The sequence below is a fragment of the Streptomyces sp. NBRC 110028 genome (assembly GCF_001417735.1).
Taxonomy (GTDB): Bacteria; Actinomycetota; Actinomycetes; order Streptomycetales; family Streptomycetaceae; genus Streptomyces.
On record NZ_BBUZ01000074.1, the window covers coordinates 1 to 11,708 of the forward strand.

Here is an 11,708-nt window from a genome sequence, read left to right on the forward strand (position 1 = left end):
CGGCGTCCTCCAGATCACGATCGGCGTCCCGCCACACGGAGCGGTGCGATGACCCGCGACCCGGGGTCCTTGTCCTTCGAGCCGTTGACCCCGACGTCGTATCTGGATCGTGCGGCGGCGGCGCACGGAGATCGGGTCGCGGTGGTGGATGGGCGGTCCCGGTGGACCTACGCGGAGCTGCGTGATCGGTGTCAGCGGTTGGCGGGCGGGCTGGCCTCGTTGGCCGGAGGGCGTCCGGTGGCGGTGCTGGCGCCGAACACGCATGTGTCGCTGGAGGCGCACTACGGGGTGCCGTGGGCGGGGGTGCCGCTGGTCGCGGTGAACACCCGGCTGTCGGTGGGCGAGGTCGCCTACATCCTGGAGCATTCCAAGGCGTCCGTGCTGATCCAGGACCCGTCGTTCGACGCGTTGGTGGACGAGGCCCTCGCCCGGCTGGACGCCCCACCGCACCGGATCAGGGCGGGGCGGGAATACGAGGATCTGCTGGCCGCGGCGGAGCCGCTGCATCTGACCCCGGCCGACGAACGGGCGCTGCTGTCGATCAATTACACCTCGGGGACCACGGGCCGCCCGAAGGGCGTGATGTACCACCACCGGGGCGCGTTCCTCCAGGCCGTGGCGATGGTGGGGCACACCGGACTGACGCCGTCGAGCGTGCACCTGTGGACGCTGCCGATGTTCCACTGCAACGGATGGACGTTCCCGTGGGCGGTGACCGCGGCGGCTGGGACGCACGTCTGTCTGCCGAAGGCGGATCCGGCGGAGATCTGGCGACTGCTCCGGGAGGAGGGCGTCACGCACCTCAACGGGGCGCCGACGGTGCTGTCGATGATCGCCTACGCCCAGGAGGCCGCGCCACTGGACCGCACGGTGCGGATCGCCACCGGTGGGGCGCCGCCGTCGCCGGCGATCCTGCGACGGACGGCGGAGCTGGGGTTCGAGGTCACGCACCTGTACGGGCTGACCGAGACTTACGGCCCAGCGATGCTGTGCGACTGGCGCCCGGAGTGGGACGACCGCGACGCCGCGGCACAAGCGCGGCTCAAGGCGCGCCAGGGCGTCGGGAACATGATCTCGTGCGTGCCGCGGGTGATCGCGGACGACGGCACGGACGTCCCCGCGGACGGTGTCACCACGGGGCAGATCGCGTTGCGCGGCAACAACCTCATGCTCGGCTACCTCGACGATCCGGAGGCCACCCAGGCAGCGGTGCCGGACGGATGGTTCCGGACCGGGGACATCGGCATCCTGCACCCCGACGGGTACGTGGAGCTGCGTGACCGCTCGAAGGACGTGATCATCTCGGGTGGGGAGAACATCGCGTCGGTCGAGGTGGAGCAGGCGATCATGGATCATCCGGCGGTACTGGAGGCGGCGGTGATCGCGGTGCCGGACGAGCGCTGGGGTGAGGTCCCCGCCGCCTATGTGAGCCTGCGGGAAGGCGCTACGGCCACCGAGGCGGAGATCATCGAGCATGTGCGGGGCAGGCTGGCCCGGTTCAAAGCGCCGAAGACGGTCACGTTCACCGAGTTGCCGAAGACCTCCACCGGGAAGATCCAGAAGTTCGTGTTGCGGGACAAGGCATGGGCCGGGAGCGAGAGCCGCATCCGGTGAACGACGCCGAACGGACCGGTGGCACGCGAGGTCGTCGGCAGGGAGTGCCCTGCCGCGTGCTTCCACGCGGCAGGGCGTCCGGCGGGTGTTCGGGAACACCAAGAGCTCCTGCCCGCACGGGGACTTTTCCTTGGCCAGGCCGTCGCATGAAGGAGGCACCAGATGAAGAAGCGCGTCGGGTCCTCCCCGGGTGTCCGTACCGAAGGCGGTGGTCGCGGGGTGGTCTCCCGGGCTTCACCAGGGGCCCAGGCCCCGAAGGAGCCCGGTCGCCCCGGGTCTCAGGGCCCGCGGCAGGTAGTCGCTGTCATTCTCATGTGGCGGGGGCGCATCGGGTTGTTCAAGCGCAGTGGATCTGTCCAGCATGATGCGGGCTTGTGGCACTGCATCACCGGATACCTGGACGCTGACAGCGACCCGGTACGGCAAGCCATTCAGGAGATCTGGGAGGAGACTCTGCTCCCCGCCCGCGCTCTGGAGCAGCTGACTGCGGGCCCCACGCTGCGTCTGGCCGACCCTCGTGGCGGGCCGGACTGGACCGTGCACACTTTTTTGGCCTGCACCAGTCAACGCCGGCTCACTCTCAACTGGGAGCACAAGGCATACCGGTGGGTACGGCCCTGGAAGCTGTCACAGTTCGACGGGCAGGTCGCATGGCTGACAGATGTCCTGCGAGCAGTCGCCTCTCTGCCGTCGGCCAAGGCGTGTGAGGGGGTCGCGTCTTGAGGCCGGTGCGAACCGGCCCAGCGCCCCGGGCCGGCCGACCAGGTGGTCCGAATCCGGGCAGAACGCTCGATCTATAAGAAACATCTTGTGTAGCCGCAGAGATACCCGTCTTCTGGCGGAGCATAACGCGAAATTCCTCAGGCATGGTGCCGAAAGCGGAGGTGGTCTGTGATGAACGCGGAACTGAGGTCGGCCGGCGGCAACGGCGGTCCTGCCCAGGCGGAGGAGCTTGCCGCGCTGGAGTCGGTCGAACAGCGGGTGCTGTGGCTGTCCACCGCGATCATCGACCACGCCAACCGGGTGCGGCCGAACCCTTCGGGGCTGAAGGTGGGCGGTCACCAGGCATCCAGTGCCTCGATGACCTCGATCATGACGGCGCTGTGGTTTCATGCGCTGACTGCCGAGGACCGGGTGTCGGTCAAGCCTCACGCCTCGCCGGTGTTGCATGCGATCAACTACTTGCTGGACGAGCTGGACGAGTCCTATCTGACCACGCTGCGTGCCTTCGGCGGTCTGCAGAGCTACCCCAGTCGTTCCAAGGACCCCGACACGGTCGACTACTCCACCGGTTCGGTCGGTATCGGCGCCACCGCTCCCCTGTGGGGCGCTCTCGCCCGGCGCTACGTGGAGGGGCGCTTCGGTGGTGCCGGGAGGGGGCGCCAGTACTCCCTGCTCGGCGACGCCGAGCTGGACGAAGGCGCGATCTGGGAAGCCATCCAGGATCCGACGGTGCCGGGTCTGGGCGAAGTGGTGTGGGTCGTCGACCTCAACCGGCAGTCTCTCGACCGAGTCATCCCCGGCATCGCCGCGGACAAGCTGCAGGGCATGTTCGCCGCGGCCGGCTGGCAGGTGATCTCCCTCAAGTACGGGCGTCTCCTGCAGGAGTTGTTCACCCGGCCCGGCGGAGAGGCCCTGCGCGCTCGTATCGATGCCATGGGCAACCCCGAATACCAGCGCCTGCTGCGCTGCTCCGCCGACGAGCTGCGCGAGCGCTTGCCCGGCACCGGCTCGACCGCCGGGCCGATCGCCGGCCTCATCGCCCCCCTGGACGACGCCTCGCTCCTGGCGGCGCTGCGCAACCTGGGCGGCCACGACATCGGCGCGCTGTCGGACGCGTTCGCCGGTGTCGACGACACCCGCCCGACCGTGATCTTCGCCTACACGGTCAAGGGCTACGGGCTCCCCACCGAGGGCCACCCGCAAAACCACTCCTCGCTCCTGACGGCCGACCAGATGAGTGCACTGGCCGACCGCCTGGGAACCGATCTCGACCACCCGTGGACGCGTTTCGGTGAGGGTTCGGCGGAAGCGGCCCTGTGCGCGGCGGCCGCCCAGCGGCTGCGCCGCCCCGAACAGGCGCCCCAAGAGCCCCCTGCGGTCCCCGCCGACCTAGCGCGCCCGGCCCCTTCCGGCATCGGGAACACTCAGCAGGCTCTCGGCCGCGTCCTGCTGGATCTCACCCGGCGGGCGCCGGAGGCGGCCGCCCGGATCGTCACCGTCAGCCCGGACGTCAGCTCCTCCACCAACCTGGGCGGCTGGCTCAACAAGGTGGGCGTGTGGTCGCCCACCGAGCGCACCGACTGGTTCGCCGACGACGCCGAGACCATCCTGCACTGGCGCGAGCAGCCGGCCGGTCAGCACGTGGAGCTGGGCATCGCGGAGACCAACCTGGTCGGTCTCCTCGGCGAGCTGGGCGCCACCTGGAGCCGGTGGGGCCAGCCGCTGCTGCCGATCGGCGTCGTCTACGATCCCTTCGTCAACCGGGCACTGGAGCCTTGGTCGTTCGGCATCTATGCCGGTGGCCAGTCGATCCTGGTCGGCACCCCTTCCGGTGTCACCCTCGCCCCGGAAGGCGGTGCGCATCAGTCGATCACCACCCCCTCGCTGGGCATTGAACAGCCCGGCTGCGTCACCTATGAGCCGGCGTTCGCCATCGACACCGAATGGTGCCTGCTCGCCGCACTCGGCAACTTGGCCAGTCCAGGGGGCAGTTCGGCGTATCTGCGGCTGTCGACCCGACCCATCGACCAGTCGACAGCCGCCGTGCCCAGCGACCCGGCCGCTCGCGAACGCCGTCGCCGACAGGTGACCGCCGGGGCCTACCGGCTGCGGCAGCACGAGAAGCCCGTGGTGACACTCGCCGCGATGGGCGCTTTGGTCCCGGAGGCACTGGCCGCCGCCGACCGGCTCGCCGCCCTCGGGTATGGCGCCGACGTTGTGTGCGTGACCAGCCCGGACCTCCTCTTCCGTGCGCTCCAGGCCCGTCGCGGCCTGTCGGACGACCCGGCCTGGATCCTCGACCAGGTCTTCCCCCCAGGCCGGGCCACCCCGCTGGTCACCGTCCTGGACGGGCATCCCCACACCTTGGCTTTCCTGAGCACGATCCAGAACGTTCCCGTCAGCACCCTCGGCGTGACCCGGTTCGGCCAGTCCGGGGCGATCGAGGACGTCTACCGCTACCACCGCATCGACACAGACAGCATCGTCACCACCGCCCTCGACCTCATCGATTGAGGAAGAACCCGGCAGCCCCCGCGTGCAGGGGGCTCGCCTCTCATACCCCGTCCGGCGGCACGCCCCTGTCTTGCCGAAAAGACGTACCGCCGGACGGTCGCAATCAACCTGTCCGCCCTTCCCACGGTGAGCCGAGCAGACGCACCACCCAGACGATTGGACATGTGATGAAGGCTCTGAGCGGAATCGAACGAAAGTGGTCCGGGGCTCCGGCCGTTCCCCGACCAGCCGCACCGTCAGCCAGTCGTCGGTATCTGGCCGTGGGCGGCAGGATCGGCGAGATCATCTCCAAGCCGCCGGCAAGCTCCTCCGCCGCAGATGAACTCCAGCAGCGCAAGCATGAACTCCAGCAGCGCAAGGACGAAGGGTGCCTCCGCTGATGCGCATCGTCCTCGTCGGGCCGCCGGGTGCTGGAAAGGGCACTCAGGCCACACGCCTGGCCGAGAAACTGTCGATCCCGCACATATCCACGGGCGATCTGTTCCGGGCCAACATCAGCCGGCAGACCGAGCTCGGGAAACTCGCGAAAGTCTGCATGGACGCCGGCACCCTCGTCCCCGACGAGCTCACCATCGCGATGGCGAAGGACCGCATGCAACAGCCGGATGCCGAGAACGGCTTCCTGCTCGACGGTTTCCCACGCAACGTCTCGCAGGCCGAGGCGCTCGACGAACTGCTGAAGACCGAGGCCATCACGCTGGACGCGGTCCTTGACCTCGAAGCCCCCGAGGAAGAGGTCATCAAGCGCATCGCCGGCCGACGCATCTGCCGCAGCCGGTCGGCACACGTCTTCCACGTGTCGTACAGCCCGCCGAAGAAGCAGGGCGTGTGCGACGTCTGCGGCGGTGAGCTGTACCAGCGCGACGACGACTCCGAGGAGACCGTCCGCAAGCGGCTCGAGGTCTACCACACGCAGACCGAGCCGATCATCGAGTACTACAAGACGCGGGGCCTGGCGGTCACGATCTCCTCCCTGGGCCCGGTTGACGAGGTTACGCGGCGGGCGCTGGAAGCCCTCGGGCACGAGGACGACGGCAAGTAGCCGCCGGCACGTCTTCCCCCACCACCAACGGCGGCGAAGCCGGTGCCCTCCTCACCGATCATGCGGTCCGCGGGGATCGGACGTTGTCCAGGTGGACCTCGTACGTCGGGGAGCCCTTGATGCCGAGCTTCTTCTCCGGGGCGCCGAAGGAGACGCCCTCGTCGGACTCCTCGACGACGAATGCGCTGATGCCCTTGGAGCGCTTGGTGGGGTCGGTGACGGCCATCACCGTGTAGTGCTCGGACACGTCCGCGCCCGCCCCGCCGTACTCCTCGGGCACGTGCACCGCGTGCAGGTCATTCGCGCAGGAGGCCTCGAGGGCCTCCTGCGCGAAGCGGGCCTCCTGGTCCACCGCGGGCGGAGGGTTTCTGCTGAGCTGCAGCTTTCCCGGACCGCGTTAGTCTGTCTCGCCGTCAGGTCGGGTGCGAACGTGGCGGTCGCGTCCAGCGCCATAACCGGCAGCGGCCATGACCAGGCTCAATGCGGTGAGGAGAAGGAGAGCACCAGTCCAGCTGCCGGTGGTGTCGTGGAGGACGCCCAGAAGAAGGGGTCCGGCCGCGGCGACGAGATAGCCGATGGACTGAGCCATCCCGGCCAGGGCTGTGGTCTCGCTGGCACCAGTGGCACGTTGGCTTTGGAAGCTCAGGGCGAGCACGAGACAGGCACCGGCGCCCAACCCGAGAAGAGTGCACGCCGCGAGTGTGAGCGCTGGAAAGAGGAGCAGAAGCGCGAAGCCTGCGGCGACGATCGCTGAGCCCGCGGCCGCAGCGAAGCGCTGGTCGTGGCGGCCTCGAGTGATCAAAGGCAGCAACATGCTCGTGACCAGTGCGACGAGCTGGTAGTAGAACAGCATCCAGCCGGCAGCTGTGGTGGTCATGCCCTGCTGACTGAGGATGCTGGGCAGCCAAGCGACGGCGGTGTAGAAGGCAAGGGACTGCAAGCCCATGAAGAAGGACACCTGCCACGCCAGCCAGGATCGCCATGGGGTTCGAGCGTGTGTCCCACGAGACCGCACGCCGCCGTCCGGGCGGGACCCGCGTAGCCGAGGCAGCCACACGGCGAGAGCGGCGACGGCGACGACTACTCCCCAGGCCAGGGCGGAATGCCAGGTTCCGGGTAGGACCTCGGCAAGCGGGACGGAGATGCCGGACGACAGAGCGGCGACCACTCCCATAGCGGTGACGTAGAGAGCGCTGACGGTATGAACTCGCGAGCCGGGCACGTGGGTGCGGATCACCGTGGGCAGCAGGACGTTGCCCACTGCGATCGCCACCGAGAGGATCACGGTTCCGGCGAACAAACAGGCAAGCGAAGGCAAGGACCGGATCACGGTGCCCGCGGCCAGCACCGCGAGGGCGGCTACGAGGAGGCGGGTGGTGCCGACCCGGTGCGAGGCGCGCCCGACAAAGGGCGAAGTCACGGCGAACACAAACAGCGGCAGGGTGCTCAGTACGCCACCCCCTGACGCGGTCAACCCGGTGTCGTGCTCGATGGCCGGCAGCAGTGTGCCCACACCCGTCAAGGTCACGCGTAGGTTGGCCGCCACCAAAAGGATCGCGATCAAGAGGCCGGCCGAAAGGGCGGGCGTAGTAACCGGCGTCGTCGGGGTGGTGATCCGGTCGGCCTTCGTAGCCGTGGCGAGGCCGGCGCGGGAGTTCCTCGAGGTGGTCACTTCTGCCGTTCCGTTCCGGTCTCGGTGAGCTTCACGATCTCGGTGGCGCAGTAGCGTGCACCGACCTCGTCCTGGGCGGCGATCGCCTCAACGAGACGCCTGTGCAGAAGGCTGTGCTCTGCGGCCGTCGCGCTGGGCCAGAGCGTGCCGCCGATCTGTTCGGTGACCGCGGTGCGGAGGACGTCGTACACCTCGGTGAGAAGGGTGTTCCCGCTGGCACTCACCACGGCCTGGTGGAAGCGGGTGTCGATCTCCGCGATGGCGGCCATCTCCGCTGAATCCGCTGTCGCCTCGGCCTCGTCGAGGAGGTGCCGCAGGCGATCCAGATCGTCTTCGGTACGCCGCAACGCGGCCAAGCCAGAGGCGTACTCTTCCAGCACTGCGCGCAGTTCCAGCACGTCGCTCGACCTCGAGGTGTTGGCGCGTCTCATCAGTACCGAGTGCATTTCGCTCGATGTTCGGACGTACGTCCCGTCACCCTTCCGAGCCTCCAGCAGGCCCAGATGCACCAGCGCGCCGAGCGCCTCGCGCACCGTTGTACGCCCGACACCGAGTCGCTTGACCAGCTCGTGTTCGGGCGGAATCCGCATCCCCACAGGCCATGCGCCGGATGTGATCTGCTCGCGAAGGGTGTCCACCAGTTGCGCCGACAAGCTCGCGACGCGGCGCGGCGCATCAAGATCGTTCATAAGGTGACCCTAACACCGAATGTCTGACATCTGTACGTGATGTAGGTCGCCACCTGCCTTGGTTCTCCCGTCGCGCCGCGCGGGACGTTACTGCATGTTAACTTTTTTCCCTTCCGCCCATGCCTTGACTGGCCCTATATCGGGACATACGTTGAATGTGATTCATCCATAACGTTAGTCATCAATAACGACGGAAGAGTCGGTACGGACGTCGTCGCCGTATCCCGCCCCACCGGGAACACCCCCCAGGACAGCACCATGACTCACAACCTGCCCGTGAAGCGCAGCAACAGCCTTGAGACAGTCTCATCCGCTCGGACAGATGTGGTCTTCCCTCTGCCTCTCATTCCAGAAGGTCTTGCCGCCGTCCGCCGACGCGCCGCCCGCGCTATGCAACAGTGGCGCATCCCCTCGGAGCTTGCGGACGATGCGCTTCTGGTCGTCTCCGAACTGATCACCAACGCGGTCGTTCATGCCCTTCCCCCCGCGTCGCTCTGCTTGTCCCGGCAGGGTGGCCGGACTGCGTGCGCTGTCCGCATCGAGGTCACGGACGCGGGCCCGGCGCTGCTGCGCCACCACGGCGGCAGTCCTCGGCAGCCCGAGGAGAGCGGCCGCGGGAGCGCCATCGTCGCCGCACTCTCCGCCCGCTCCGGAACCACGACCTACCAAGGCGGGACCACTCGATGGGCGGAAATCCAATAGCCCACGCCCTGACCAGGCCCCGGCGTCCACCCCGCCCGGCGGCGTGCGGTCGGCTCATCCTGCCGAGGACAGCGGAAGCGCCAGTCAAACCTGGGATCCGAGTGGCGCCACAGTGATCATTCTGTCAGTCCTTGATCTCGCAGAGGACCGCGCCCGAGGTGATGGACGCGCCGACCTCGGCGCCCAGGCCCTTGACGGTGCCTGAGCGGTGGGCGTTGATGGGCTGTTCCATCTTCATGGCTTCCAGGACCACGATGAGGTCGCCCTCGGCCACCGTGTCGCCCTCGGCCACGGCGACCTTGACGATGGTGCCCTGCATCGGGGAGGCCAGGGCATCGCCGGAGGCGGCGGACCCGGACTTCTTGACCGCCTTGCGCTTGGGCTTCTTCGAGCCGCCCCCGGGGGCGGTGGCCACGCCCAGGGAGGCGGGCAGCGAGACCTCCAGGCGTTTGCCGCCGACCTCGACGACGACGGTCTCGCGGCCGGTGGGCTCCTCGGCCTCGTCCGTGTCGGTCGGGGTGAACGGGGCGATGGTGTTGTGGAACTCGGTCTCGATCCAGCGGGTGTGGATGGTGAACGGCTCGCTGGTGAATGCCGGGTCCACCACCACCGCCCGGTGGAACGGGATCGCCGTGGCCATCCCCTCGACCTGGAACTCCGCCAGCGCGCGGGCCGCCCGCTGCAGCGCCTGGCTCCGCGTGGCACCGGTGACGACCAGCTTGGCCAGCAGCGAGTCCCACGCCGGACCGATCACACTGCCGGACTCCACCCCCGCGTCCAGCCGCACACCCGGACCGGCCGGCGGCACGAAGGACGTCACCGTGCCCGGAGCGGGCAGGAAGTTACGGCCCGGGTCCTCACCATTGATCCGGAACTCGAAGGAGTGCCCCCGCATCGGCGGGTCGTCATAACCGATGGCCTCCCCGTCGGCGATGCGGAACATCTCCCGCACCAGGTCGATGCCGGTGACCTCCTCGGTGACCGGGTGCTCGACCTGGAGACGGGTGTTGACCTCCAGGAAGGAGATCGTGCCGTCGTCGCCGACCAGGAACTCCACCGTCCCCGCCCCGACATAGCCCGCCTCCTTGAGGATGGCCTTCGACGCCCGGTACAGCTCGGCGTTCTGCTCCTCACTCAGGAACGGGGCAGGGGCTTCTTCGACGAGTTTTTGGTGGCGGCGCTGGAGGGAGCAGTCGCGGGTGGAGACGACGACCACGTTGCCGTGGGTGTCGGCCAGGCACTGGGTCTCCACGTGGCGGGGCTTGTCGAGGTAGCGCTCGACGAAGCATTCGCCGCGGCCGAAGGCGGCGACGGCCTCGCGGACGGCGGAGTCGTAGAGTTCGGGGACTTCTTCGAGGGTGCGGGCGACTTTCAGGCCGCGGCCGCCGCCGCCGAAGGCGGCTTTGATGGCGATCGGGAGGCCGTGCTGCTCGGCGAAGGCGAGGACTTCGTCGGCGCCGGAGACGGGGTCGGGGGTGCCGGCGACCAGGGGGGCGCCGGCGCGCTGGGCGATGTGGCGGGCGGCGACCTTGTCGCCCAGGTCGCGGATGGCGGCGGGTGGGGGGCCGATCCAGGTCAGGCCGGCGTCCAGGACGGCCTGGGCGAAGTCGGCGTTCTCCGAGAGGAAGCCGTAGCCGGGGTGGACGGCGTCGGCGCCGGACTCGGCGGCGGCGGCCAGGACCTTGGCCTGGTCGAGGTAGCTGGCCGCTGGTGTGTCACCGCCCAGCGCGTAGGCTTCGTCGGCCGCGCGCACATGCACGGCGTCCCGGTCCGGATCGGCGTAGACGGCTACGCTCGCGATACCTGCATCCCGGCAGGCACGGGCAACACGGACAGCGATCTCACCACGGTTGGCGATGAGCACCTTCGTCAGCATGTCGGCTCCAGGGTGTGGTTCGGGGTGGCGTCGAGCTGGTCGACGGTTTCGAGGGTCAGGCGACCGCCTGAAGGTACGGAGAGACCCGGGAGTGCCGCGTCCTCGGCGACGACGGTGACGACGGTGACGGCGAACTGTTCCAGGGCCTGGTGCGGGTCGGTGTCGATGACCTCGTAGCCGGTGTCGCGCGGGACCCGGGCGATGACGTTGGCGCCGCGGCCGTGGCCGTCGAGCCCGGGTGCGACGATACGGGTGTCCGGCACCGGCGCGGCACGGGCACGAGCTGTCCGCTGTTGCGGAGTCTTCATGGTCTCTCCGTTCGAATGGTCGACGGGGCGGGAGGACCCCACCGGCCGCCGGGGCCAGGGAGTTCGCGGTCCTTGTGCGACGACGTCGGACGCGGGCCCCATGGGTTCCTCAGCGTGGCCAGTAGGAGCTGCGCCACGCCCCCGGGCCCGGCGGCGGCGTGGCGTTGCACCAGATGTCGCGGGTTTTGACCGTCCACTCGTCCAGTCGCTGCGGCGTCGCAGGGACGGCTGAAGCCGCCGCGGCGCGGGCTTGGATCACCGCGAGCGCGGCGGCCAGCTCCTCTGGGGTCGGATTGCCCCGTACGACCGTGAACACCATTGGCAGCCCTTTCCGGAGCCCGTGAGGTCAGAGGGGGATGTTGCCGTGCTTCTTCGGGGGGAGGCTCTCGCGCTTGTTGCGCAGCGCGCGCAGGCCCCGGACGATGTGGCGGCGGGTGTCGGAGGGCATGATGACCGCGTCGACGTAGCCGCGCTCGGCCGCTGTGTACGGGTTGAGCAGGGTGTCCTCGTAGTCGGCGATCAGTTCGGCGCGGGTGGCCTCGGGGTCGTCGGCGGCCGCGATGGTGCG

11 protein-coding genes and 1 pseudogene are annotated in these 11,708 nt (G+C 68.9%); 5 read left to right on the forward strand and 7 right to left on the reverse strand.

Annotation, left to right across the window (positions count from 1 at the left end):
* Positions 1–48: 48 nt before the first annotated feature.
* The 4 genes from ASC60_RS38025 (at position 49) to ASC60_RS38040 (ending at position 5,893) form a co-directional block, all read left to right on the forward strand.
* The gene (locus tag ASC60_RS38025; protein ID WP_055558299.1) at positions 49–1,614 is read left to right on the forward strand and encodes an acyl--CoA ligase family protein; all 1,566 of its coding nucleotides are present in this window, start codon (positions 49–51) and stop codon (positions 1,612–1,614) included.
* A 162-nt stretch (positions 1,615–1,776) separates the two neighbouring features.
* Positions 1,777–2,337, forward strand: a complete 561-nt coding sequence (locus tag ASC60_RS44335) for an NUDIX domain-containing protein (RefSeq protein ID WP_079038911.1) — start codon at positions 1,777–1,779, stop codon at positions 2,335–2,337.
* A 171-nt stretch (positions 2,338–2,508) separates the two neighbouring features.
* Positions 2,509–4,851 carry a pyruvate dehydrogenase gene (locus ASC60_RS38035; RefSeq protein WP_055558301.1) on the forward strand — a complete coding sequence of 781 codons (2,343 nt, stop codon included), beginning with the start codon at positions 2,509–2,511 and terminating at the stop codon, positions 4,849–4,851.
* 379 nt (positions 4,852–5,230) lie between these two features.
* A complete protein-coding gene (locus tag ASC60_RS38040) occupies positions 5,231–5,893 on the forward strand; it encodes an adenylate kinase (RefSeq protein ID WP_055558302.1) in 663 nt (220 codons plus the stop codon).
* A gap of 32 nt (positions 5,894–5,925) precedes the next feature.
* On the opposite strand, the pseudogene ASC60_RS38045 reads toward ASC60_RS38040, so the two are convergent.
* From ASC60_RS38045 to ASC60_RS38055, 3 genes and pseudogenes are all read right to left on the reverse strand, one after another.
* Positions 5,926–6,248: pseudogene (locus tag ASC60_RS38045) on the reverse strand (acyl-CoA dehydrogenase family protein); the annotation flags it as partial.
* Between the two features lie 42 nt (positions 6,249–6,290).
* Entirely contained in the window at positions 6,291–7,565 is a 1,275-nt protein-coding gene (locus ASC60_RS38050; RefSeq protein WP_234357327.1) for an MFS transporter, read from the reverse strand.
* Entirely contained in the window at positions 7,562–8,254 is a 693-nt protein-coding gene (locus ASC60_RS38055) for a FadR/GntR family transcriptional regulator (RefSeq protein ID WP_055558304.1), read from the reverse strand. The genes ASC60_RS38050 and ASC60_RS38055 overlap by 4 nt, the downstream gene beginning before the upstream one ends.
* A 258-nt stretch (positions 8,255–8,512) precedes the next feature.
* Here ASC60_RS38055 and ASC60_RS38060 point away from each other — a divergent pair, with 258 nt between their 5' ends.
* Entirely contained in the window at positions 8,513–8,956 is a 444-nt protein-coding gene (locus ASC60_RS38060) for an ATP-binding protein (protein ID WP_063787291.1), read from the forward strand.
* A gap of 124 nt (positions 8,957–9,080) precedes the next feature.
* Here the strand turns inward: ASC60_RS38060 and ASC60_RS38065 are convergent, their stop codons facing one another.
* The 4 genes from ASC60_RS38065 to ASC60_RS38075 all read right to left on the reverse strand — a co-directional run.
* The gene (locus tag ASC60_RS38065; RefSeq protein ID WP_055558308.1) at positions 9,081–10,829 is read right to left on the reverse strand and encodes a biotin carboxylase N-terminal domain-containing protein; all 1,749 of its coding nucleotides are present in this window, start codon (positions 10,827–10,829) and stop codon (positions 9,081–9,083) included.
* Positions 10,826–11,140 carry a hypothetical protein gene (locus ASC60_RS38070; protein WP_159043411.1) on the reverse strand — a complete coding sequence of 105 codons (315 nt, stop codon included), beginning with the start codon at positions 11,138–11,140 and terminating at the stop codon, positions 10,826–10,828. The genes ASC60_RS38065 and ASC60_RS38070 overlap by 4 nt, the downstream gene beginning before the upstream one ends.
* 109 nt (positions 11,141–11,249) lie before the next feature.
* The gene (locus ASC60_RS40445; RefSeq protein ID WP_079038912.1) at positions 11,250–11,459 is read right to left on the reverse strand and encodes an acyl-CoA carboxylase subunit epsilon; all 210 of its coding nucleotides are present in this window, start codon (positions 11,457–11,459) and stop codon (positions 11,250–11,252) included.
* Positions 11,460–11,486: 27 nt separating this feature from the next.
* Positions 11,487–11,708: carboxyl transferase domain-containing protein (locus ASC60_RS38075; protein ID WP_304956835.1), on the reverse strand; the 222-nt coding region annotated here is incomplete at its 5' end.

Coding starts and splice junctions, on each gene's coding strand:
- ASC60_RS38055 (WP_055558304.1), bottom strand. CDS start 8,254: ATGAACGATCTTGATGCGCCGCGCCGCGTCGCGAGCTTGTCGGCGCAA.
- ASC60_RS38060 (WP_063787291.1), top strand. CDS start 8,513: ATGACTCACAACCTGCCCGTGAAGCGCAGCAACAGCCTTGAGACAGTC.
- ASC60_RS38040 (WP_055558302.1), top strand. CDS start 5,231: ATGCGCATCGTCCTCGTCGGGCCGCCGGGTGCTGGAAAGGGCACTCAG.
- ASC60_RS44335 (WP_079038911.1), top strand. CDS start 1,777: ATGAAGAAGCGCGTCGGGTCCTCCCCGGGTGTCCGTACCGAAGGCGGT.
- ASC60_RS38035 (WP_055558301.1), top strand. CDS start 2,509: ATGAACGCGGAACTGAGGTCGGCCGGCGGCAACGGCGGTCCTGCCCAG.
- ASC60_RS38025 (WP_055558299.1), top strand. CDS start 49: ATGACCCGCGACCCGGGGTCCTTGTCCTTCGAGCCGTTGACCCCGACG.
- ASC60_RS38070 (WP_159043411.1), bottom strand. CDS start 11,140: ATGAAGACTCCGCAACAGCGGACAGCTCGTGCCCGTGCCGCGCCGGTG.
- ASC60_RS40445 (WP_079038912.1), bottom strand. CDS start 11,459: ATGGTGTTCACGGTCGTACGGGGCAATCCGACCCCAGAGGAGCTGGCC.